Annotated in this window: 19 protein-coding genes; 17 read left to right on the top strand and 2 right to left on the bottom strand. The window is 72.8% G+C overall.

The window, feature by feature from the left end:
* Positions 1-102: 102 nt before the first annotated feature.
* The 8 genes from BL254_RS15535 to BL254_RS15500 all read left to right on the top strand — a co-directional run bounded on the left by BL254_RS15535 (position 103) and on the right by BL254_RS15500 (position 9216).
* Entirely contained in the window at positions 103-525 is a 423-nt protein-coding gene (locus BL254_RS15535; RefSeq protein WP_047224468.1) for an SseB family protein, read from the top strand.
* Between the two features lie 299 nt (positions 526-824).
* Positions 825-1469 carry a translation initiation factor IF-3 gene (infC, locus tag BL254_RS15530; RefSeq protein WP_013874487.1) on the top strand — a complete coding sequence of 215 codons (645 nt, stop codon included), beginning with the start codon at positions 825-827 and terminating at the stop codon, positions 1467-1469.
* Positions 1470-1564: 95 nt separating this feature from the next.
* The gene (gene rpmI, locus BL254_RS15525; protein ID WP_047224469.1) at positions 1565-1759 is read left to right on the top strand and encodes a 50S ribosomal protein L35; all 195 of its coding nucleotides are present in this window, start codon (positions 1565-1567) and stop codon (positions 1757-1759) included.
* A gap of 316 nt (positions 1760-2075) precedes the next feature.
* On the top strand, positions 2076-2459 hold the full coding sequence (rplT, locus tag BL254_RS15520) for a 50S ribosomal protein L20 (RefSeq protein ID WP_047224483.1): 384 nt from the start codon (positions 2076-2078) through the stop codon (positions 2457-2459).
* Positions 2460-2509: 50 nt separating this feature from the next.
* Positions 2510-3346, top strand: coding sequence for an RNA methyltransferase (locus tag BL254_RS15515; RefSeq protein ID WP_047224470.1), 837 nt, complete (start codon positions 2510-2512; stop codon positions 3344-3346).
* Positions 3343-4518 carry an ATP-binding protein gene (locus BL254_RS15510; RefSeq protein WP_052914845.1) on the top strand — a complete coding sequence of 392 codons (1176 nt, stop codon included), beginning with the start codon at positions 3343-3345 and terminating at the stop codon, positions 4516-4518. The genes BL254_RS15515 and BL254_RS15510 overlap by 4 nt, the downstream gene beginning before the upstream one ends.
* Before the next feature lie 766 nt (positions 4519-5284).
* The gene (gene pheS, locus BL254_RS15505) at positions 5285-6358 is read left to right on the top strand and encodes a phenylalanine--tRNA ligase subunit alpha (RefSeq protein WP_076843812.1); all 1074 of its coding nucleotides are present in this window, start codon (positions 5285-5287) and stop codon (positions 6356-6358) included.
* Positions 6359-6360: 2 nt separating this feature from the next.
* Positions 6361-9216, top strand: coding sequence for a phenylalanine--tRNA ligase subunit beta (locus BL254_RS15500; RefSeq protein ID WP_076843746.1), 2856 nt, complete (start codon positions 6361-6363; stop codon positions 9214-9216).
* A gap of 60 nt (positions 9217-9276) precedes the next feature.
* Here the strand turns inward: BL254_RS15500 and BL254_RS28455 are convergent, their stop codons facing one another.
* Complete coding sequence (locus BL254_RS28455; RefSeq protein WP_254858184.1) at positions 9277-10806, bottom strand: DUF692 domain-containing protein; 1530 nt, start codon at positions 10804-10806, stop codon at positions 9277-9279.
* Positions 10803-11840: a TIGR04222 domain-containing membrane protein gene (locus BL254_RS15490; protein WP_076843745.1), complete on the bottom strand. Its 1038-nt coding sequence runs from the start codon at positions 11838-11840 to the stop codon at positions 10803-10805. Before BL254_RS15490 ends, BL254_RS28455 begins: the two co-directional genes overlap by 4 nt.
* Positions 11841-12325: 485 nt before the next feature.
* On the opposite strand from BL254_RS15490, the gene argC reads away from it, so the two are divergent.
* The 9 genes from argC to BL254_RS25140 all read left to right on the top strand — a co-directional run bounded on the left by argC (position 12326) and on the right by BL254_RS25140 (position 23143).
* Positions 12326-13387 (top strand): N-acetyl-gamma-glutamyl-phosphate reductase, encoded by a 1062-nt coding sequence (gene argC / locus BL254_RS15485; protein WP_076843743.1) that lies wholly within the window; start codon positions 12326-12328, stop codon positions 13385-13387.
* Positions 13388-13496: 109 nt separating this feature from the next.
* Positions 13497-14648, top strand: a complete 1152-nt coding sequence (gene argJ, locus BL254_RS15480) for a bifunctional glutamate N-acetyltransferase/amino-acid acetyltransferase ArgJ (RefSeq protein WP_047224474.1) — start codon at positions 13497-13499, stop codon at positions 14646-14648.
* Positions 14645-15769, top strand: coding sequence for an acetylglutamate kinase (gene argB, locus BL254_RS15475; protein WP_047224475.1), 1125 nt, complete (start codon positions 14645-14647; stop codon positions 15767-15769). The genes argJ and argB overlap by 4 nt, the downstream gene beginning before the upstream one ends.
* The gene (locus tag BL254_RS15470) at positions 15766-17049 is read left to right on the top strand and encodes an acetylornithine transaminase (protein ID WP_047224476.1); all 1284 of its coding nucleotides are present in this window, start codon (positions 15766-15768) and stop codon (positions 17047-17049) included. Before argB ends, BL254_RS15470 begins: the two co-directional genes overlap by 4 nt.
* A 118-nt stretch (positions 17050-17167) precedes the next feature.
* On the top strand, positions 17168-18202 hold the full coding sequence (gene argF, locus BL254_RS15465; RefSeq protein WP_076843741.1) for an ornithine carbamoyltransferase: 1035 nt from the start codon (positions 17168-17170) through the stop codon (positions 18200-18202).
* A gap of 149 nt (positions 18203-18351) precedes the next feature.
* A complete protein-coding gene (gene argR, locus BL254_RS15460) occupies positions 18352-18951 on the top strand; it encodes an arginine repressor (protein ID WP_076843810.1) in 600 nt (199 codons plus the stop codon).
* Between the two features lie 456 nt (positions 18952-19407).
* Complete coding sequence (locus BL254_RS15455; protein ID WP_076843739.1) at positions 19408-20610, top strand: argininosuccinate synthase; 1203 nt, start codon at positions 19408-19410, stop codon at positions 20608-20610.
* Positions 20611-20666: 56 nt separating this feature from the next.
* Positions 20667-22181: an argininosuccinate lyase gene (gene argH / locus BL254_RS15450; protein WP_254858203.1), complete on the top strand. Its 1515-nt coding sequence runs from the start codon at positions 20667-20669 to the stop codon at positions 22179-22181.
* Positions 22163-23143, top strand: a complete 981-nt coding sequence (locus BL254_RS25140) for a DNA-3-methyladenine glycosylase (RefSeq protein WP_083731125.1) — start codon at positions 22163-22165, stop codon at positions 23141-23143. Before argH ends, BL254_RS25140 begins: the two co-directional genes overlap by 19 nt.
* The last annotated feature ends 631 nt before the right edge of the window (positions 23144-23774 follow it).

Here is a 23774-nt window from a genome sequence, read left to right as displayed (position 1 = left end):
ATCGGGACGCCATGGCACGCGGGACAGGCCGCGACCGCGGGCGCCGGGGGTGTGCGCGGGAGACGCGCGCCGGGAGCGGGCGGCGATGCGTAAGGTCGAGCGGTGAAGCGGGAGCTGCTGACCCCCTCCGGCCAGGGCGACCGGGGCGGTGCCGACGAGATGTTGCGGGCCGCTCTCGCCAGCCGGGACGAGCCGACGGTGGCCGCCGCGCTGGCCGGTGCGCGGGTCTTCGTCGCGATCGAGGCGCGCCTGGTGGAGGCCGACGGCGACACCGGGGCGGAGAAGACCTCCGAGATGGTCCTGGTGACGTTGCGGGTGCCGTCCGGCGCGACCGCGATCCCGGCCTTCAGCAGTGTCGACACCCTGGCCCGGTGGCGGCGGGCGGCTCGGCCGGTGCCCGTCCCGGGGCGTCTGCTCGGCGCGGAGGCGGTCCGGGCGGGCCATCGCGCCATCGTGCTCGACATCGCCGGCCCGGTCATGGCCACCATCGACGGCGACCTGCTGCGGTGGCTCGCAGCCGTGTGAACGGGGCGCCGGCCAGCGGCATCGGCCGACGTCGGTGGGCCCGCGCGCATGTGGCGAGGTTCACGTCCGCGTGACGATCGGCCGACCGGTGGGGGCTGGCCTCCCATGGTCAAGTGATCGTCGCATCCAGCTCGTTCTGCTACGCTGTCGGTCGACCGCTTGTTACCCGGACTCTGCCCCCTAACGGCTCGGTCCCGTAACAAGGCCAAGCGGAGGCTTGCCTCCCACCCGATGTCGTTACTGGCGCAGGATGTTGTTGCCAGTGCAACGGCCGGGTCGCCGGTCGGCCGAGCCGTTGTATGACGGCGTGTCGGTCGGGTGTCCGGGTCAACCGGGCGCAGGGCTCCGCAGCGGCAGGTCGTGTCCGCGCGTCGAGTCACGGAGGGAACCACATCAGCGCAGAGTCCCGCATCAACGACCGGATCAGGGTGCCCGAGGTGCGCCTCGTCGGCCCTGAAGGCGAGCAGATCGGCATTGTCGCCATCGCCGAGGCGATGCGGCTCGCCCAGGAGGCCGATCTTGATCTCGTCGAGGTCGCGCCGACGGCCCGGCCGCCGGTCTGCAAGCTCATGGACTACGGGAAGTTCAAGTACGAGTCCGACCAGAAGCGTCGCGAGGCTCGTAAGAACCAGGTCCAGACGGTCATCAAGGAGATGAAACTCCGACCGAAGATCGATCCGCACGACTACGAGACCAAGAAGGGCCACGTGGTGCGGTTCCTGCGGGCCGGAGACAAGGTCAAAATAACGATCATGTTCCGTGGCCGTGAGCAGTCCCGGCCCGAACTGGGCATCCGGCTGCTGCAGCGGTTGTCCACGGACGTCGCGGATCTCGGCTATGTCGAGGCCCAGCCCAAGCAGGACGGCCGGAACATGACCATGGTGATGGCTCCGCACAAGGGCTCCCGGCCCCAGCGTGCGCCAGAACCGGCCGCCCGGGTCTGACCGGCGACGACCGACAGCCGACGACCCGACCGTTCAGCGCGCTCAGCCACAGATCAGTTAAAGATCAATCACTGCTCGATTACAGGATTTCCCAGATGCCCAAGACGAAGACCCACACCGGCGCGGCCAAGCGGTTCCGGATCACCGGTTCCGGCAAGGTGGTGCGCCGCCGGGCGAACCGCAACCATCTGCTGGAGCACAAGTCCAGCCGGCGCACCAGGCGGCTGGACAACGAGGTGAGGCTCAGCCCGGCGGACGAGGGACGCATCAAGAAGCTGCTGGCACGCTGACCTCGCCGGCCCTCGGCGGCCCCTGATCCCCTCGGGGGAGGCGCGGGCCTCCGGCGGCGCGAAGAATACGCTCATGCTGTCTCCGGCCCGCTGGCCGGCCGCTCCCACCAACTGGGAGCCGCGCCACCCGGTGCCGTGCGACGCGGTGTTGCGCGACCTGGCACTGTGCGACGCGGTGCCGTATGACCAGCGTCATGTCGCACAGCGCTGTGTCGCACAGCGTTGTGTGACCGGTGTCGCGCGACCGGTGTTGTGCAGGCACAGCGCCGTGCGACGCGGTGTTGACAGCCACGACCGAAAGAGAGTTCTCCAGCTCATGGCAAGGGTCAAGCGGGCGGTCAACGCCCAGAAGAAGCGCCGGACGGTTCTGGAGCAGGCCAGYGGGTACCGGGGCCAGCGCTCCCGGTTGTACCGCAAGGCCAAGGAGCAGGTCCTGCACTCGATGACCTACTCCTACCGCGACCGGCGGGCCCGCAAGGGCGATTTCCGCCAGTTGTGGATCACTCGGATCAACGCCGCGGCCCGGCAGAACGGGCTGACCTACAACCGGTTCGTCCAGGGACTGCGCCTGGCCGGCGTGGAGGTGGACCGCAAGATCCTCTCCGATCTCGCGGTGACGGACCCGGCGGCGTTCACCGCGCTGGTCGAAGTGGCGCGAGCCGCCCTGCCGGCGACCGCGCAGCAGCCCCAGGCAGCCTGAGGGGGTTGCCGGACGGCGCTGTCCCGCACACCTCGGTCCCGCGTCCCTCGGTGGCTTCGGACCCGCCCGTTGGCCCGCGTTCGGCGCGGGTGCTCGCCGCGCGGCGCCTGCGCCGTCCGGCGGTTCGGCGTGTCCGGGGGGAGTTTCTGGTCGAAGGGCCGCAGGCCGTCGCCGCCGGGCTCGCGGCCGGGGCGCTGCGGGAGATATTCGTCGGCTCGTCCGCGGCCGGCCGGTACGGGGAACTCGTCGGCACGGCGGGCATACCGGTGCGGGTCGTCTCGGACGAGGCGGTGGCGTCCCTGTCGGAGACCGTGACCCCGCAGGGGGTGGTCGCCCTGGCCGAGCAGCCACGCCACCGTATCGCGGACCTTGACACGCCCCGCCTCGTGGCGATCTGCGTCGACACCCAGGATCCGGGCAACGCGGGGACGATCGTGCGGTCGGCGGACGCCGCCGGCGCGGACGCGGTGATCTTCGCCGGGGCGTCGGTGGACCCGTTCGGCGGGAAGGCGGTCCGCGCGTCCGCGGGCAGCATCTTCCACCTGCCGGTCGTCACCGACATCGGCGTGGCTGACGCCATACGACAGATCCGGGAGCACGGTTGTCGTATCGTGGCGACTACTCCCTCCGCACCGCGGGACATCGACACCGCGCATGACGCGGGGGAGTTGGACACACCCACCGGATGGCTGTTCGGTAACGAGGCACGAGGTTTGCCGCGCGCTACCGTAGTGTCCGCGGACGCGGTACTTCGGGTACCGGTGTACGGTCAGGCCGAGTCGCTGAATCTTGCGGTGGCCACGGCGATCTGCCTGTACGCGTCAGCGCGCGCACGGGCGAGGCTCGGATCCGGCGCGGCAGGCGTCGGGGGAGGTGAACGGCTGTGACGCACACGGTCACGTCGGCTCCCGACCAGGCCCGCAGGCCAGAGGTCGACGGGGATGCGCTGCCCGCCCCCGGTCCGCGGGCGGACGGGGTGGCCCGCCGCGAGGCCGCCACCGCCCAGCCGCCACCCGTGCTGCCGATGAACTGGGACGATCTCCCGGACGGGATCGTGATCGTGGACCGCGAGGGCCGGATCGAGGTGTTCAACGCGGCCGCCGCCAGGATTACCGGTGTGTCCGCCGCCACGACCCCGGGCCAGCACCTCACCGAAGTCCTGCCGTTGCTGGACGAGCGGGGCAACGACTGGTGGGAGTGCTCGCGGGTCACCCGCAGCCTGCCGAGGGTGACCGGTCAGCCCGAACGCCGCCTCACCCTGGCCCGCCAGGGTGACGAGCACGACCTCAATGTCACTGTTCGTTATGTCCGGGTGGACGGGCAGTTGGCGCACGTCTCGTTGTCCCTGCGGGACACCGCCAGCCGGGAGCGCATGGAGCGCAATCGCGCCGACCTGGTCTCGACTGTCGCCCACGAGCTGCGCTCGCCGCTGACGAGCGTCAAGGGCTTCACCGCCACCCTGCTGGCGAAGTGGGACCGTTTCACCGAAGAGCAGAAGAAGCTGATGCTCAACACCGTCAACACCGATGCGGACCGGGTGACCCGGCTGCTCGCGGAGGTGCTCGACGTCTCGCGTATCGACTCCGGCCGGATCCAGATGCGCAAGCAGATCGTGGACCTCGGGCAGACCCTGCGCCGGGTCGTCGACGGCAAGGTCGCGGCGGGTGAGGCCACCCACGACCGGTTCGTGGTCCGCACCGAGGGCGAGCTGCCCGAGATGTGGCTCGACTCCGACAAGATCGAACAGGTGCTGCACAACCTGGTGGACAATGCCCTGCGGCACGGCGCCGGCACCGTCACCATCGTCATGCGCGGCACCCCGAGCGGAGCCGAGGTCACCGTGGCCGACGAGGGCGACGGCGTGCCCGAGGCGAGCGCGTCCCGGGTCTTCACGAAGTTCTGGCGCGGGGCCACCCGCGGGAACGGCACCGGCCTCGGGCTCTACATCGCCCGGGCGCTCATCGAGGCCCACGGCGGGAGCATCACGGTCGGCCGGGCGCCCGGCGGCGGCGCGGAGTTTCGATTCGTGGTGCCCGCCGGGGCGCCGGTCTTCGCCTGACCGTCCCGGCCCGCCGGCCCGTCCGGTCCGCCGCCAGCCCGGTGGCGGGGACGCCCCGGCGGCGGGGCCGGTCCGATCCGGACGGACGGTCGTCCGACCCGGACGCGAGAAGCGGTGACCACCCGGCGGGCGCCCCGACCCGGGCCTGGTCGGTCGTGCCGAGCACACCGGGCCAGGGATCATCCTTCCCCGGGCAGGCTCCACTCGCTTCGGCCGAGCGACATCCACCCCGGCCAAGGAGCACCGGCTCGACGAGCGGCCTGGACCGGCCTGGCGGCCTGCCCGCGGCGGGCGGACTTCCCATACCGTGGCGGGGAACCGGTGCGGGTCCCAACCGGCACCACCGACGGCCCCGGACCCGGACACAACACCCGTAACACAGACACCCGTGACACAGACGCAGAACACACCGCCGGCGGACAACCGCCATCGACGAGCAACACCATCAACGAGGATGACCAGCGTGYCCCCGTCCACACAGAGCGCCGACCCACACCGGTCGGACGTGCCCGACCCCTCGGCAGCGAGCGCCGGAGGCGACTCCAACTCCAGACGCACCGCTCCGGAGCACACCGGCCCGGATCGTCCGGGCGCGGACCGTCCCGGCTCGACTCGTGCCGCCTCGAGCGGCGCGGCCTCGGACGGTGCCGTCTCGGAGGGTGCCGCCTCGGAGGGTGCCGCCTCGAAGGGTGCCGCCTCGAAGCGCACGGAGCCGGGCAGCCCCGGCTCGCAGCGTCCCAGCTCGCAGCGTGGCGACCCGGCGCCGGTGGATCCCGGCGCGCTCGACCCCGACCGGCTCGAGGAGGTGCGCGTCCAGGCGTCCGCCGCGATCGCCACCGCGGGCGACCTCGACGAGCTCGCCGCGCTGCGGACCCTGCACCTCGACGGCCGGGGCGCACCCCTGGCGCTCGCCCGCCGCGCGCTCGGCGCCCTGCCCCAGTCCGAACGGGCCGAGGCCGGACGCCGGCACAACGCCGCCGCCGCCGCCGTCCGCGCGGCCTACGAGGCCCGGCTGGCCGAGCTGACCGCCGAGCGGGACGCCCGCGTGCTCGTCGAGGAGCGCGTCGACGTCACCCTGCCCGGCACCCGCCGGCCGGGCGGGGCCCGCCATCCGCTGTCCACCCTGTCCGACCATCTGGTGGACGTGTTCGTGGCGATGGGCTACGAGGTGGCCGAGGGGCCGGAGGTCGAGCACGACTGGTTCAACTTCGAGGCGCTGAACCTCGGCCCGGACCATCCGGCCCGCAGCTCGCACGACACCCTCTACGTCGACCCGGTGGGCAGCGGGCTGCTGCTGCGCACACACACCTCGCCGGTGCAGATCCGCACCCTGCTGTCCCGTCCGCTGCCGGTGTACGTGGTCTGCCCGGGGCGGACGTACCGTAACGACGCGATCGACGCCACGCACTCGCCGGTGTTCGGCCAGCTCGAGGGCCTGGCGGTGGACGAGGGCATCACCATGGMCGACCTGCGCGGGACGCTGGAGGCCTTCGCCCAGGCGCTGTTCGGCTCGGGGCTGGCCACCCGGCTGCGGCCGTCCTACTTCCCGTTCACCGAGCCGTCGGCCGAGCTCGACGTCACCTGCTTCGCCTGCCGGGGCGAGCCGGCCCGCCAGCCGTGCCGGGTGTGCTCCGACGAGGGCTGGATCGAGGTCGGGGGCTGCGGGATGGTCGACCCGAACGTGCTGGTCGCCTGCGGGGTCGACCCGGCCCGCTACAGCGGCTTCGCGTTCGGGATGGGCCTGGAACGCGCCGCGATGATCCGCCACGATGTCCACGAGATCCGGGACTTCGTCGACGGGGACGTCCGCTTCGGCCTCTCGTTCGGGACGGGGAACTGACCATGAAGATCGTGATGTCGTGGCTGCGGGAGGTCGTCCCGGCCCTGCCGCCGGCGAAGGCGGTCGCCGACGCGCTCATCCGGGCCGGTTTCGAGGTGGAGGCCGTCGAGTCGGTCGGGCATGACCTTGCCGGCGTCGTCGTCGGCGAGGTGGTCTCGATCGAAATCGTCCGGACGAAGAAGAAGGATGTGCGCTGGGTGCAGGTCCGGGTGGCTGAGGCCGCCACCCGAGGGGTGATCTGCGGCGCGTTCAACTTCGCCGTCGGTGACCGGGTGGCTGTCGCCCTGCCCGGCGCGGTGCTGCCCGGTGGTTTCACCATCACCGCCCGCAAGACCTACGGACAGCTCAGCGAGGGGATGATCTGCTCGGCCAGCGAGCTGGGCATCGGCGACGACCACAGCGGGATCCTCGTCCTGCCGCCCGACACCCCGGTGGGGACCGACGTCGCCGAGCTGCTGGACCTCGCCGACGACGTGCTGGACATCGCCGTCACCCCGGACCGCGGCTACGGCCTGTCCGTGCGCGGGATCGCCCGGGAGGCGGCGACCGCGTTCGGGTTGCCCTTCGACGACCCGGCCGGGGCCGCGTCCGAACAGGCCGCCTCCGAACAGGTCGGAGCTGGACAGGGCGCGGCGGGGTACCCGGTCGTGGTGGAGGACACCGCCGCCTGCGGCCGGTATGTCGCCCGGGTCGTCACCGGGGTCCGGCCGGACGCGGCCACGCCGCTGCGGCTGGCCCGGCGGCTCGCCCTGTCGGGTATGCGGCCCATCTCGGTACCGGTCGACGTCACGAACCTGATCATGCTGGGGCTGGGGCAGCCGCTGCACGCCTTCGACCGGGCGAAACTGTCCGGCCCGATCGTGGTGCGCCGTGCCCGCGAGGGGGAGCGGCTGGTCACCCTCGACGGCGTCAAACGCGAACTTGACCCGGAGGACCTCGTCATCGCCGACGACTCCGGGCCGGTGGCGCTCGCCGGGGTCATGGGTGGCGCCTCCACCGAGATCTCCGCTGACACCACCGAGATCCTCATTGAGGCCGCCCACTTCGACCCGGTCGCGGTGGCCCGCACGGCCCGGCGCCACCAGCTCGGTTCCGAGGCGTCCCGCCGGTTCGAGCGCGGCGTCGACCCCGCGCTCGCGCCGGCGGCGGCCCGTGCCGCCCTGCGCCTGCTCACCGAACTCGCCGGCGCCACCGCCGAGGCCGGGGTGACCGATATCGATCACCGTCCGGCGCCGCGGCCCATCACCTTCCCGTTGGGCGAGACGGCCCGGCTGGGCGGGCGTCCCTATCCGGCGGAGGTCGTCCGCCGACGGCTGGTCGAGGTCGGCTGCACGGTCGCCGACGCCATCCCCGGTGCCGGCGCGCCGGCTGGCCCCGGCGTGGCCGGTACCGCCGCGCCGGTCGGCAGCGCGGATACCACCGATGTTGGTCCGGGAGACAGCGTTGACACGGGAAATGGCGTGGGCGTCGGCACCAGCGCCAACGTCGGTGTCCCCGTGACGCCGACCGCTCCCCTCGCCTCGATCGACAGCGCCGCCGGGGCCAGAGCCGCCGGGGCCGGCGGCTTCGGGACCGGCGGTCCCGGGACCGGTGCCGCCAGGAGCGGCGCCACCGGTCCCGGGACCGGTGCCGCCAGGAGCGGCGCCACCGGTCCCGGGACCGGTGCCGCCAGGAGCGGCGCCACCGAAAGCGACCATCTCGGGGACGGCGCACTGCTGGTCACCCCGCCGTCCTGGCGTCCCGACCTGACCCGGCCCGCCGATCTGGTCGAGGAGGTCATGCGCCTGGAGGGGTACGACACGATCCCGGTGACCCTCCCACGGCTGCCCGCGGGCCGCGGCCTCACCCAGGGCCAGCGGATCCGCCGGGCGGTCGGCACCGCCCTTGCCCACCAGGGCTACGTGGAGGTCCTGACCATCCCGTTCGTCGGGGACGACACCCCGGACCGGCTCGGACTCACCAGCGACGACGCGCGGGMGGCGACGGTCCGGATCGCCAACCCGATCGCCGAGGACGCCGCCAACCTGCGTACCACCCTGCTGCCGGGGCTGTTCGCCGCGGCTGTCCGCAACATCGGCCGGGGGCAGGTCGATCTGGCCCTGTTCGAGACCGGGCTGGTCTTCCGAGCCACGGCCACCACACCGGTGGTCACACCGCCGACTCCGGCGGTCGACCACCGGCCCGGCGACGCCGAGATCGCCGCGCTCAACGCCGTCCTGCCCGAGCAGCCCAGGCTGGTGGCCGTCGTCCTGACCGGCCGCCGCGAGCCGGCCGGCTGGTGGGGGCCTGGGCAGCCGACGACCTGGCAGGACGCCGTCGACGCGGCGCACACCGTCGCGGCGGCCACCGGTGTGGACCTGACGGTGACGGCGGACGCGCTGACACCGTGGCATCCGGGCCGGTGCGCGCGCCTGTCAGCGGACGGCCAGGTGGTCGGGTACGCCGGGGAACTGCATCCGCGCGTGATCGCGGCGTATGGGCTGCCGGCCCGAACCTGCGCCATGGAGCTCGACCTCGACACGGTGCTCGAGATCGCGTTGGCGCGCCCGCCGGTCACCGCCCCGGCGGTGTCCACCTACCCGCCGGCCGACCGTGACATCGCGTTGGTGGTCGAGGCCGGCGTGCCGGTGGCGCGTGTCACCGAGGGGTTGCGCCGCGGTGCCGGTGACCTGCTGGAGGCTCTGACCCTCTTCGACGTCTACGAGGGATCCCAGATAGGTGAGGGAAAGCGGTCGCTCGCGTTCGGTCTGCGGCTGCGGGCGGTGGACCGGACGCTGACCGCCCAGGAGGCCAATGCTGCACGGGACGCGGCGATCGCCGAGGCTGCGCGGCTGACCGGCGCTGTTCTGCGCACCTGACCTGTCTCGGCTGACCTGGCTCTGCCAGCCGCTCTCGTCAGGTCGGTCGTTCTCGCGCGGTCAGTCGTTCTCGCGGTCGAGGCCGAGGACGCGGATTCCCAGGAACGGCACTCGTATCGCGACGAGTGGACGCCCGCCGCCGCGCCGGTCTGTGGCAACTGCCAGCCATCTGCGTGCCAGCCGTCTGCGTGCCAGCCGTCTGCGTGCCAGCGCTGCCACCAGCTGTTCGGCCCGCGCCTCGCGGTCGAGATCGCTGTGGGCCGCGTGGGCGAAGGCCACCCCGTCGGCGTACGCCCCGGCGGGTGGGCGACCGTCCGCGAACGCGGCGAACCTGGCGTGAAAGCCGGGCAGGCAGGACAGCGCCGGCCAGGTCCGGGCGACCGCGTCCGCGCGTTTGCGCAGCAGCGCGACCCGGGTCGATTCGACCTGGCCCGGATCGAATCCGACGGGGGCCGGCCCCCCGCCGACCAGCGCACGGATGAGCTCGCCCTGTGCCTGCCGCAGGTTGCCCGCGGTATCGCCGTCATGCCCGGCATCCCTGCCCGGCTCGACACGGTCCGGTCCGCTCAGCCCACCGCGTCTGTCTCGTCTACCTGGTCTACCCGGCTCGCCTGGTTCAGCTGCCCTGGTCGGCCGGTCCTGCCGCGTTGGTTCGGTCCGCTGTCCGGTTCGCGGCGTGGAGACAACCGTGAGAGGCCGTCCGGTTGCGGCAGGAGGGCGTCCAACCGCGGTGGCGATGGTGTTCAGCTCGCCGGTGAGTTCCCGGACGGACGGGTAGCGGCCGTCGCGTTCAAGCATGACTGCTGGCATTCCGCCGGAGTCCGTGACGGCATGATCGGTGCTGGTGGGCTGGTCCGCGCAGCGATCGGCTACCTCGCACAGCAGGTCAAGGACCGCATCGGTGACGGGGTGGGTGTGGGTGTCGTGGTAGAGCCCGTCGCGCACCACCCCACCGGCCACGTGGATGTAGGCGACACGCTCCCACGGCAACGCGTCGAGGAAGCGGTGCGGGTCGACCCCGTGGTTGATCTGGTCGGCGTGCAGGTTGGCGAGGTCCAGCAGGAGCAGCGCACCGGTGCGTTCGGCCAGTTCGGTGAGGAAGTCGGCCTCGCCGAAGTCCGCCTCGGGCCAGCGCAGCAGGGCAGCCGGATGCTCCAGGGCGAGTGGTGCCGCGAGCTCGGCGGACAGCGTCCGCACGTTCGCGACCAGCACATCCATGGCCTCGCGGGTGCGCGGGACCGGCAGCAGGTGGCCGGCTTCGAGGCCGTTGGCCCGTACGAACGCGACATGTTCGCTCACCAGGGGTGCCCGCACCCGTTCGGCGACGGCGGCCAGGTGCGCCACGCGCGCCGGCTGGAGCGGTTCGGTGCCGCCGAGCCCGAGGCTGACGCCGTGCGGCACCACCGGCATGCCACGCTCGATCAGGTCGTCGAGGCCGACTGGCAGCGGGCCGTGGGTGTGCAGGGCCTCGGCTGTCACCTCGACGAAGCCCAGCTCCCGCCGCTCGGCGATGAATGCGGCGAGTTCCGGCCGCCAGCCGATCCCCAGTCCCCGGAGCAACGTACCGCTGTCACGTCCAGGCGCGGTCATCCGCCACCACCACAGCCGCCGCCACCGCAGGAGGAGCCGCCACCGCATCCGCCGCTGCCGCCACCGCATCCGCCGCTGCCGCCACCACAGCCGCCACCACCGCCGCATCCGCTACCGCCGCCGCAGGAGGAGCCACTGTCATACGACGAGTCGCCGCCCGAGGAGGAAGCGTGTGAGCCCCCCGAAGATGTGGCGACGAACGGTAGACCGAGTTGCCGCGCGAGCAGGGGATCGGTCCGCCACAGCACGATCGGGCCGAACAGTGCCACGGCCACCCCACGCTGTCCGGGAATCCCGCCCAGGCCGAGGCTCCGTGCGAGTACCCGCGCGTCCCGCAGGAGCCGGCGTCCGGCGTGTGTGGTCGGCGGGACGATCGTCGCGACGGCGGCGACCACGGACATCATGAACGCCGCTGGTAGGTAGAAGAAGGCGCCGAGGTCACCGGCCGCGGCGGCGAAGGGGAGGCCGGCGACACCCACAGCCACCATGATCAGGAAGGTGCGGCGTAGCCGCCGGAGCCTACGGGCCTGTTCCGCGGGCGGTACCAGGTACGCCGTCTGTAATCCGGCGCGGGTGGCCCGTGTGGCCGGGCTGCCCGCGACGATCCGTGTGACGCGGGCGAGGCGGGTCTCACCTGCCGCGGCGATGGCGTCGTACACCGTACGAGTGATGGTCTGCCCGCCCACCGGCGGGGGGCCGGCCGCGACAAGCGCGGAACGCCGGCTACCCGGGGCGACCCGGCCTTCGTCGTGCAGGGCCACCACTGCCGCTTCGACTGCCCGTTTCGCCCCGCCGGCGAGGAAGCCCAGATCGTCGAGGGGGAAGCTGCGCGGATCCGCGGGCGGTATGTCAGGGGAGCGTGACAGGACGACCCGCGTACCGACGATGATGATCAGCAGGATCAGGAGGAGTGCCAGGTACACGCCGAAGAACGTCATCGTGGCCCCGTCCGATGTGGCGCGCCAGCGGTTACCGTCGCCGCGGTCGGAACCCGGGTTACGCATCCGGCGGGCGAACATCCGGTGAGCACGCATTCGGTGGGCACACATTCGGTGGGCGGCTGCCCAACGGCCGCACGCGGTGCCGCGGTTGTCCGCCGTGTCATGGTGTGCCAACCATTCGGAGCGCTGCTGAGAAGCCCGGCGGGTGCAGCCGCGGCCGTCATCGCGCCTGTCATGTCGCGTTCCCCTCCGCTCTCTCGACATCTTCCTGGCGTCCCGACCGCCCGGACGGGCCCGTCCGCCGGACCTGTCCGCCGGACCTGTCTGCCGGGCTCGTCAGCGGGACATCGACGATTCCGCCGTGGTGTCGTCCGGGGCGGCTGTTGGTCTGTTCCAGCGACATCTGCCAGCGTCGACCGTCCGGCATGGCCGGGATCGGGAGTGTCCGGCTTCTGACCGTCGAGGCCACCGAGACCTTCAGGGTCGCTGAAGGGCAATGGCGGCGTCCGGGCGTTCCGGGCGGTCATGCTTGCATGACCATGATGACATGTGTATAAGTTTTCATTCATGGGGACGCCATGGGGATGACAGCGGCGGTGGCCGGAGCCAGCGGGTACGCGGGCGGGGAACTGCTGCGCCTGCTGCTCGGGCATCCGGAACTCGAGATCGGCCCGCTGGCGGCGGGCTCGTCGGCCGGGCGCGACGTCACCGAGGTCCACCCGCACCTGCCCGACCTCGCGGGCCGGGCCTTCGTCGACACGTCGGCCCTCACCGAGGCCGACGCCGACATCGTCTTTCTCGCGCTCCCGCACGGCGCGTCCGCCGCGGTGGCGGCGACGTTGCCGGCCGGCGTCCGCGTCATCGACCTGGGCGCCGACCACCGGCTCGTCGACGCCGAGGCCTGGCGCCGGGCCTACGGCGGCGAGCACGCGGGCACGTGGACGTACGGGATGCCGGAGCTGCCCGCGGCGCGGGAGGCGATCCGGGCCAGCGACCGGGTGGCGGCCCCCGGCTGCTATCCGACCGCGGTCACCCTCGCCCTCGCCCCGCTGCTGGCCGCGGGGCTGGTCGAGACCGAGGACATCGTCGTCGTGGCGGCCAGCGGCACCTCGGGCGCCGGCCGCTCACCCAAGGTGAACCTGCTCGGCAGCGAGGTCATGAGCGACCTGACCGCCTACAAGGTCGGCAACCACCAGCACCGCCCGGAGATCCTCCAGGCTCTCGGCGGGCTGGTCGACACACCCGTGTCGATGTCGTTCACCACGGTGCTCGCGCCCATGCCGCGCGGCATCCTCGCCACCTGCACCGCCCGCCTCCGCGGAGAAGGCGCTGGAAAAGGCACCGAAAAAGACACCGAGGTGACCACGGACGCCCTGCGCGGCGCGCTGCTCACGGCCTACGTCGACGAGCCGTTCGTGCGGGTCCTGYCGCCGGGCCGCTGGCCCCACACCTCGGCGACTCTCGGCGGCAACGCCGTCCACCTGCAGGTCACGGCGGACGAGCAGGCGGGACGGGCGGTGGTTGTCGCCGCCATCGACAACCTGTGCAAGGGCGCCGCCGGCCAGGCGTTGCAGTGCGCGAACCTCATGCTCGRCCTGCCGGAGAGCACCGGCCTGACCGCGCAGGGAGTGGCCCCGTGACCCGGCCCCGCCACCGGCGCTCGCCCGCGGGCGAGTCTCGGCTGTCCGGCGGCACACCACAGTCATCCAGTCATCCGCGGGCAGGAGGCATGACCGTGAGGATCGGATCATGAGCGTCACGGCGCCGGCCGGCTTCCGGGCCGCGGGCGTGGCGGCCGGGCTCAAGCCCTCCGGACGTCCGGATGTCGCCCTCGTCGTCAACGACGGCCCTCTCGACACGGCCGCGGGGGTGTTCACCCGCAACCGGGTGCAGGCCGCGCCGGTGCGATGGTCCCGGCAGGTGCTCGCCGACGGCCGGCTGCGGGCGGTCGTGCTGAACTCCGGCGGCGCCAACGCCTGCACGGGCCCGGCCGGCTTCGCCGACACGCACCACACCGCCGAGCACGCCGCGGCCCTGCTCGGGCTGGGAGCCGGCGAGGTCGCCGTCTGCTCGACCGGCCTGATCGGGGTGCGCCTGCCCATGGACCTGCTGCTGCCCGGCGTGGCCAAAGCGATCACCGAGGTGTCGGCGACCGGTGGCGCCGCCGCCGCCGAGGCGATCCGCACCACCGACACCGTCAGCAAGCAGGCGGTGCGCGCGGCGGCGGGGGTCACGGTCGGCGGGATGGCCAAGGGCGCCGCCATGCTCGCGCCCGCGCTCGCCACGATGCTGGTGGTGGTGACCACGGACGCGGTCGTCGACCCGCCGACCGCCGACCGGCTGCTGCGGGACGCCTGCCGCACCACCTTCGAGCGGGTGGACTCCGACGGCTGCATGTCCACCAACGACACTGTGCTGCTGCTGGCCAGCGGCGCGTCCGGGGTGCGTGTCGACGCCGGGACGCTCGGCGGGCTGGTGGCCGACACCTGCGCCGACCTGGCCGGGCAGCTGGTCGCCGACGCCGAGGGCTCGACCAAGACGATCGCGGTCACCGTCACCGGCGCGGCCGGCGAGGACGACGCCCTTGAGGTCGGCCGGGCGGTGGCCCGGTGCAACCTGCTCAAGTGCGCGCTCTACGGCAACGACCCGAACTGGGGCCGGGTGCTCGCGGCGGTGGGGACCACCCGCGCCGCGTTCGAGCCCGACGCCGTCGACGTCGCGATCAACGGGGTGTGGGTGTGTCGCGACGGTGCCCCGGGGGAGCAACGCGAGCTTGTTGACCTGACCGGCCGGGAGGTCGCCATCCGCATCGACCTGCGCGCCGGCGGCAGCGAACTGACGGTCTGGACGAACGACCTCACCGACGGTTATGTCTACGAGAACTCGGCATACTCGACGTGAGCGCCGCACCCGCCCCGGGCCGGCCTGCGACGCTCGTGCGGGGCCATGCCGCCCTGGCCAAGACCCAGGTGCTCATCGAGGCACTGCCCTGGCTGTCGCGCTTCCACGGCGCCACCATCGTGATCAAGTATGGCGGGCACGCGATGAAGGACCCGGCGCTGCGCGAGGCCTTCGCCGCCGATGTGGTCTTTCTGCGCTACGCGGGCCTGCGGGTGGTCGTCGTCCACGGCGGCGGGCCGCAGATCACCGCGCATCTCAACCGGCTGGGGGTCGAGTCGGTGTTCGCCGGCGGRCTGCGGGTGACCACCCCGGAGACGATGGAGATCGTCCGGATGGTGCTGGTCGGCCAGGTCAACCGGGACGTCGTCGGGCTGGTCAACAACCACGGCCCGTTCGCCGTCGGCCTCTCCGGTGAGGACGCCAACCTGTTCACCGCCCGGCGGCGCTCGGCGATCGTGGACGGCGAGGAGGTCGACATCGGCCTGGTCGGCGACGTCGTCGAGGTCGCCCCCGAGACGGTGACCGCCCTGCTCGACTCCGGCAAGGTCCCGGTGGTCGCCACGGTGGCCCGCGGGATCGACGGCGGGGTGTACAACGTCAACGCCGACACCGCCGCCGCGGCGCTCGCCGCCGCGCTCGGCGCGGCGAAGCTGGTCATCCTCACCGACGTCGAGGGGCTGTACGCGGACTGGCCGCACAGCGACGAGGTGATCAGTGAGCTGACCGCCGGTGAGCTGGCGGATCTGCTGCCCACGCTGGCCAGCGGCATGATCCCGAAGATGGAGGCGTGCCTGCGGGCGGTGCACGGCGGTGTCCCGCAGGCGCACGTCCTCGACGGCCGGGTGGCGCATGCCGTCCTGCTGGAGGTCTTCACCGACGACGGCATCGGCACCCTGATCACACCGGACGCCGCCCCGGCGGTGGCCGCTCCCGCGCAGCCCGCCCGCCCCGCCACGGCCGCCACCGCCGTGGACGGCACCGCCGCGGCCGGCACCGTCCTGGCTGGATCCGTCCCGGGCGGGCTCGCCGTGCCCAACGGTGTTCCGGACGGTCCCGTCACGGGACCGAGCACGCCAACCTCTGCTGTAGGAGCAGACCCCGCCACGGGAGGAGCCCTGTGAACGACGACCTGCTCAACCGCCGGGACGCTGTGATCATGACGGCCTACGGCCGCCCGCCGATCGCGCTCGAGCGCGGGGCGGGGACCAGGGTGTGGGACGCCGACGGTCGCGCATACCTGGACCTGATCGCCGGGGTGGCCGTGAGCGTCCTCGGGCACTGCCACCCGGCGGTACAGGAGGCCGTCCGCGACCAGATCGGCCGCCTGGGCCACGTGTCCAACCTGTACGTGAACGAACCGCAGATCGTCCTGGCCGAGCGTCTGCTGGGGCTGCTCGGCGGCGCCGACGGCCGGGTGTTCTTCTGCAACTCCGGGGCGGAGGCCAACGAGGCCGCCATCAAGATCTCCCGGCGGACGGGCCGTGAGGAGATCGTCGCGGCCGAGGGCTCGTTCCACGGGCGGACCCTGGGCGCTCTGTCGATCACTGGTCAGCCGTCCAAACGGGCGCCGTTCGAACCGCTGCTGCCCGGCGCGCGTTTCGTCCCCTACGGTGACGCCGCGGCGCTGGCGGACGCGGTCGGCGAGCGCACCGCCGCGGTGTTCCTGGAACCGACGCTGGGCGAGGGCGGTGTGGTCGCGCCGCCGGTGGGCTACCTGAAGGCGGCCCGGGAGATCTGCGACCGCGCCGGCGCGCTGCTCGTCCTGGACGAGGTGCAGAGCGGTATCGGCCGGGCCGGCGCCTGGTTCCTGCACCAGGTCGAGGGCGTCGTCCCGGATGTTGTCACCCTCGCCAAGGGGCTCGGGGGCGGCCTGCCGATCGGGGCCTGCGTCGGCTTCGGCCCGGCGGGGAAGCTGCTGCGTCCCGGTGAGCACGGCAGCACCTTCGGCGGGGGGCCGGTCATCTGCGCGGCCGCGCTCGCCGTGCTGGACACCATCGAACGGGACGGTCTGATCGACAACGCGGTGCGGGTGGGGGGCCTGCTCGCCGACGGGATCCGCGGCGCCGGCGCCGCGGGTGTGACCGGGGTCCGCGGCCGTGGGCTGTGGCTGGCGATCGAGCTCGACGCGCCGTTCGCCGCCGCCTTCGAGACCGCGGCCCGTGAGGCGGGCTTCCTGGTCAACGCGGTGAGCGCGGACGCGGTCCGGCTGGCCCCACCGCTGGTGCTCTCGGCCGCGGACGCCGACGAGTTCGTCGCCGCGCTGCCGGCCATCGCAGACCAGGCGGTGACCGCCGCCAGCGCCGACAGGACCGATGGCGCGGCCGGCACCGACGGCACCGGTGGTGGCGCGGTAGCCGGGTCGGCACGGTCCACCACCGGACGTTCTAAGGTCAGCGCATGACGGTGCACTCCGACAGCGTCCCGCGTGTGGGGACCCGGCGTGTCGCGAAGCGGCATGCCGGGGATACGGCCCCGCGCCCGCCGGCGCCCCCCACCATGTCCACCTTGGACGCCGTCCCATGACGATCCGGCACTTCCTCCTCGACACCGACCTGACCTCGGCCGAACAGGCCGCCATCCTGGACGCGGCGGACCGGCTGAAGGCGGCCCGCCGCACGGGCGACCGTACGGGCAGCGGCGGGCCCGGGCCGCTCGCCGGCCGGTCGGTGGTGCTGCTGTTCGAGAAGCCCTCCACCCGGACCAGGCTGTCCTTCGACGTCGCCGTGGCCGAGCTCGGCGGGCATCCGGTGGTGGTGGACGCGGCGACCACCCAGCTCGGCCGGGGCGAGTCCATCGAGGACACGGCCGCCGTCTTCAGCCGGTACGTCGACATGATCGTCATACGGACGTTCGCGCAGGAGCGGTTGGAACGGCTGGCCGCGGCCGCGTCGGTGCCGGTGGTCAACGCGCTGTCCGACCACGCCCACCCGTGCCAGGCACTCGCCGACCTGCAGACGATCCGGGAGAAGAAAGGTGCCCTGGCCGGGCTGACCCTGGCCTATCTCGGGGACGGGAACAACGTCGCGCACTCGCTGGTCCTTGCCGGCGCGCTGGCCGGGATGCGGGTGCGGGTCGCCTCCCCGCCCGGGTACGAGCCGTTCGAGCAGGTGGTCCGGCAGGCCAACGAGATCGCGACCACCACCGGTGGGGAGATTGTGGTGACCCACGACCCGCTGCTGGCCGCCGCCGGCGCGGACGTGCTCTACACCGATGTCTGGGCGTCGATGGGCCAGGACGATCAGGACGAGAGCCGGTCGCTGGTCTTCCAGCGGTACCAGCTGGACGAGAAGGCGGTCGAGGCGGCCGACGACGATGTGATCGTCATGCACTGCCTACCGGCGCACCGCGATCTGGAGATCGCCGGCTCCGTGATCGACGGCCCCCGTTCGGTCGTCTTCGACCAGGCCGAGAACCGGCTGCACGCGCAGAAGGCGCTCCTGTCGTTCCTGCTGGATCCGTCCCTGCTGGACGAGTGTGACCGGGCCGCCGGCCGGCCGGGTGACACGGCGGCGCACCCGCTCCCCGCCGCGCTGACCGGGCAGGCCACGCCATGACGGGCCGCCGGGGTCACGCCACCGCGACCACCACGCAGGCGGCCGGAGCCACCGCGACCGCTCGGGCGGGCAGAGCCACCGCAACCACCCAGGTGGCCAAAGCCGCCACGGCCGCGCAGGTGGCCGGGACGCAGGGACACGAGAGCGCCGTGGCCGCGCAGCCGCCCGCGACGGTGCGGCACGCGGCCGCGCCGCTGACCAAGCACGCCCGCCAGGTCAGGCTCGCGGCCCTGATCGCCCGGCAGCCGGTGCGCTCGCAGACGGAGCTGGCTCGGCTGCTGGCGGCCGAAGGCGTCCAGGTCACGCAGGCGACGCTGTCACGCGACCTGGAGGATCTCGGCGCGACCAAGGTGCGCAGCCCGCAGGGCGGGCTCGTCTACGCCGTCGACGTCAACCTGGCGCCGGCCGAGTCGGTGCGGCTGCCGCTGGGCCGGCTCTGCGAGGAGTTGCTGGTCTCGGCCGAGGCCAACGGCGACCTGCTGGTCCTGCGGACCCCGCCGGGCGCCGCGCAGCTGTTCGCCTCGGCCCTGGACCGCGCGTCGCTGCCGGAGGTCATGGGCACCATCGCCGGGGACGACACGGTGCTGGTGGTGTGCCGGTCGGCCCGGGTGGCCGCCGGTAGCCCGCCCACCGCCGGTGACGGTCCGACCGGGCCCGAGCTGGCCGCCCGGTTGCTCGGCCTGGCCGAGGGCCGCGCCCGCGACTCCTTCGTCGGCCTGGTCGACCCCGGCTCCGCCCCAGGCGGCTAGCCGACCGGTTGGCCCGACAGGTTCAGCCACGACGGCCAGCCACTCTTCAGCTCAGCCGCCTGACCGGCGGGAGCGTCGGTCAGACGGCTTGGATGCGTTCCACAATCGATCAATGACCCGTGATCGAGCTTCGTCGAAGCATGAAAGTGAGGGACGGACGGTCGTCGCGGTAGCCGTTTCCGTACCCGCTTTCTCGACCGAAGCGCTTTCCCGGCCAGAACAGGACGGGGACCACCCACCGATGCTCCAGGTACGGGCCCGGAAAAAGGTACGGGCCCGGAAAACACGGGCCCTGGCGACAGCCGTTGCCGGGGCCGGGCACAACGCCTGACGGGCGCACCAACGCCTGACAGGCATACCAACGCCTGACGGGCACAACGGCACGACAGCCCAGGGGCACACCCCGGGGCCACAGCCCGGGAACGCGGAAACGCAGAGAGGAAAGGTTGATCAGCGGTGACTGACCGCGTGGTACTGGCATATTCGGGTGGTCTGGACACGTCCGTGGCCATCGGGTGGATCGGCGCGGAGACCGGTGCCGAGGTCGTGGCCCTGGCCGTCGACGTCGGTCAGGGTGGCGAGGATCTCGAGGTGATCCGGCAGCGTGCCCTGACCTGCGGGGCGGTGGAGTCGGTCGTGGTCGACGCGCGGGAGGAGTTCGCCCGCTCGTTCGTCGCCCCCGCCATCCGGGCGAACGCCCTGTACATGGACCGCTATCCGTTGATCTCGTCGCTGTCGCGGCCGGTGATCGTCCGTCACCTGGTGGAGGCGGCGCACACCTTCGGCGCCGGGGCCATCGCCCACGGCTGTACCGGCAAGGGCAACGACCAGGTGCGTTTCGAGGTCGGCGTGATGGCGCTGGCACCGGAGCTGAAGGTGCTGGCGCCGGTACGCGACTCGGGGATGACCCGGGACAAGGCGATCGCCTTCGCCGACGAACGCGGCCTGCCCATCGACGTGACGGCACGTTCCCCCTACTCCATCGACCAGAACCTGTGGGGACGCACCGCCGAGTGCGGCGTGCTCGAGGATCCGTGGGCGCAGCCGCCGGAGGACGTCTTCGTCTACACCGCCGACCCGACGCTCGCGCGGGACCCGGACGAGGTGACGATCGGTTTCGTCGACGGTCTCCCGGTCTCCCTCGACGGCCGCGCCCTGCCGCTGCCGGAGCTGGTCGCGGAGCTGAACACCCGCKCGGGCGCGCAGGGCGTCGGGCGGATCGACCTGATCGAGGACCGGCTGGTGGGGATCAAGAGCCGGGAGATATACGAGTGCCCGGCGGCGATCACCCTGCTGACCGCCCACCGTGACCTGGAGGACCTCACCCTCGAGCGTGACCTCGCCCGGTTCAAGCGCGGGGTGGACCAGCGCTGGGCCGAGCTGGTCTACGACGGTCTGTGGTACTCGCCGTTGCGGGCCGCGCTGGACGCGTTCGTCGACGACGCCAGCGTCCGGGTCAGCGGCGACGTGCGGATCCGGCTCGCCGGCGGGGTCGCCCAGGTGGTGGGACGGCGCAGCGAGGCGAGCCTGTATGACCACGCGCTGGCGACCTACGACGCCGGCGACCAGTTCGACCAGCGCGACGCCCGCGGCTTCATCGACCTGTGGGGTCTGCCGAGCAAGGTGTGGGCCGCCCGGGAACAGCGGCTGGCGCGGTGAGCGTGTCGGCATCCCAGCCACCGACGGCCTCCGAGCCGGCCGTGCCCCAGCCGGCGATGTCTCAGCCGGCCGTGTCCCAGCCGGCGGCAGCCGAGCCGGCCGTGTCCCAGCCAGGGCCCGAGCCGGCGGGGCCCGTCTCGCCGGCGTCCTCGTCACCGACAAGCTCGTCACCGACAAGGTTGTGGGGTGGGCGTTTCGCCGGCGGCCCGGCGCAGGCACTGGCCCGGCTGTCGGTCAGCGTCCAGTTCGACTGGCGGCTGGCCCCCTACGACCTGCGGGCCTCCGGCGCCCACGCCCGGGTGCTGCACCGCGCCGGCCTGCTCGACGACGGCGAGCTCACCGCCGTCCTGGCCGCGCTCGACGACCTGTCGGAGGCGGTGCGTACCGGGAGCTTCCGCCCCACCGTGGACGACGAGGACGTGCACACCGCGCTGGAGCGGGGGCTGCTCGAACGCCTCGGCGCACTGGGGGGCAAGCTGCGGGCCGGGCGCAGCCGCAACGACCAGGTCGCCACCGACCTGCGGATGTACCTGCGGGATCACRCCCGCCAGGTGGCCGCCCGCCTGATCGAGCTCCAGCAGGCCATCGTCGACCAGGCGGCGGCGCACGTGGACACCCCCGCCCCCGGGATGACCCACCTCCAGCACGCCCAGCCGATCTCGTTCGCCCACCAGCTGCTGGCGCACGTCCACGCGTTCGCCCGGGACGTCGACCGGCTGCGGGACTGGGACCGCCGGGCCGCCGTGTCCAGCCTCGGGGCGGGGGCGCTGGCCGGTTCCTCGCTGCCGCTGGATCCGCACGGCGTCGCCGTCGAGCTGGGTTTCGACTCGGCGTTCGAGAACTCCATCGACGCCGTTTCCGACCGTGACTTCGCCGTGGAGTTCCTGTTCGCGGCCGCGCTGATCGGCGTGCACCTGTCCCGGCTCGGCGAGGAGATCGTCCTGTGGACCAGCCGCGAGTTCGGCTGGGTCGAGCTGGACGACGCCTTCGCCACCGGCAGCTCGCTCATGCCGCAGAAGAAGAACCCGGACGTCGCCGAGCTCGCCCGGGGCAAGTCCGGCCGTCTGATCGGAGCGCTCACCGGGCTGCTCACCGCGCTCAAGGGGCTTCCGCTGGCCTACGACCGTGACCTGCAGGAGGACAAGGAGCCGGTGTTCGACGCGGTCGACACCCTCCTGCTGGTGCTGCCGGCGACCGCCGGGACGGTGGCCACGATGCGGGTGCGCCGCCAGCGCCTCGCCGAGGCCGCTCCGGACGGGTTCGCGCTGGCCACGGACGTGGCCGAACACCTCGTCCGCGGCGGGGTGCCCTTCCGGGAGGCACACGAGGCGGTCGGGCAGCTCGTGGCCTGGTGCGTGGCGCACGACGTCGGCCTGGAGGAGGTCGGCGCCGAGCAGCTGGCGGCCATCAACCCCCGGCTGACCCCGGGCGTGCGCTCGGTGCTGTCCGTCCAGGGAGCGTTGGAGGCCCGCTCGGCTCCGGGCGGGACGGCGCCGGCCCGGGTGCGCGAGCAGTTGGCCGCGGTCATCGAACGCCTGCACCGGGACCGCGAGTGGGCGGGGAGCATCTGAGCGTCGCGGACCGGCGGTTCTACGCGCGGCCGCCGCTGGATGTCGCCCGCGACCTGCTGGGTGCCCGGCTGTGCCGAGGCGGGGTCGTCGTCCGGCTGACCGAGGTCGAGGCCTACGGCGGTCGGGACGATCCCGCCTCGCACGCGTTCCGCGGCCCGACCCCGCGGTGCGCGGTGATGTTCGGGCCACCCGGGCATCTGTACGTCTACTTCGTGTACGGGATGCACTGGTGCGTGAACATCGTGTGCGGGCCGGCCGGTGCGGCGGCCGCTGTTCTGCTGCGCGCGGGTGAGGTGGTCGAGGGGGCGGCGGATGCCGTGCGCGGCCGTGCGCACCTGCGCCGGGCGGAACTGGCCCGGGGCCCGGGACGGCTCGCCCGGGCGCTGGCCGTCGACGGTTCCCTCAACGGCGCCGACCTCGTCCTCGGCGTCCCCGGCGCCCCTGATCCCCTCGGCGTTTCCTCTGGTGTCCCCGGACCCACCGGTATCCCCGGTGTTCCTGAGGCCACCGGCCCTGGTGGCGGGGCGGGTGCTGCAGGTGGGCGTGCCACGCCGTTCGGGCTGCCTGGTCCGTCCGTGCCGTCCGTGCCGTCCGTGCCGTCCGTGCCGTCCGTGGGCGGAGGTGTGCTCACGGGAGGTGCGCTCGTGGTCCGCGTCGGCCGCCGGATCGACGAGACCCGGGTCGCCCGCGGGCCCCGGATCGGGATCAGGGCCGCCYGGGACCGRCCATGGCGGTTGTGGATCGCCGGGGATGCGTCGGTCAGCGGCCCGCGGCGCGACCAGCGGAGGCTGCCTGTGTCCGTGTCCTCGCCGCCTCTGCCGGCGCCGTCCTCGCCATCAGCGCTGCCTCCACCGTCAGCATCGCCGTCGGTATCGCTGTCGGTATCGCCGTCACCGTCTGCCGGGACGGCAGCACCGGCGGGAGCGGAACGGGATTCGTCCCTGACGCGGGACCGTTCCTGATGAGAGCCCGCGGCCACGCCCTTGCCCCGAAGTCCCTTGTCTCGAAGCGGTGTCTCCAGGGCACCGTGTCGCGGGGCGTCGCGTCAGGAAGCTCCTGGCCACAGCTCTGCCGGGCGGAGTGGTGGGAGGCCCGCGGCGTCAGCGGCCGAGATCATGGCTGCCACGGCCCGTCGCCGTCGTCCCTCGTGGTTTCCGTCGAGCCGGAGCGGCGGCTACGGATCGTCTCCGGTCTGGGACGGTGGTCGTCCTCGTGGCCGTGTGGCCGACCTGTGCGGTGGCAGCCAGCGATACTCGCATATCAGAAGGGCACGTCAAGGTGACATCCGGATGCTGTGATGTACATCACAGATCAAAAAGCCTCTGGCGTTTGACGATCCCGTTGGCCATCCGTAATGTTCTCTCTTGCCGGCGGAAAGCCGGGAGACATCCGAACCAGATTCACTGCTCGGATGGCCCCCATCCCCGGCCCGACGCTCACTGTGAGTGTTCGGGGGAGTCGTCGAGGCGGCCACCGGATGATCCGGTGCGGTTTGACTCAACGAAATTCCGACAGTAACTTTCGAGAAGTTGTCCCGGACGAACATCGAAAGATGTTCGACGGTGAACGCTTGCTCCTTGAGAACTCAACAGC

This window comes from Protofrankia sp. BMG5.30 (assembly GCF_001983005.1).
GTDB lineage: Bacteria > Actinomycetota > Actinomycetes > Frankiales > Frankiaceae > Protofrankia > Protofrankia coriariae.
This window is presented reverse-complemented; position numbering and strand designations above follow the sequence as displayed.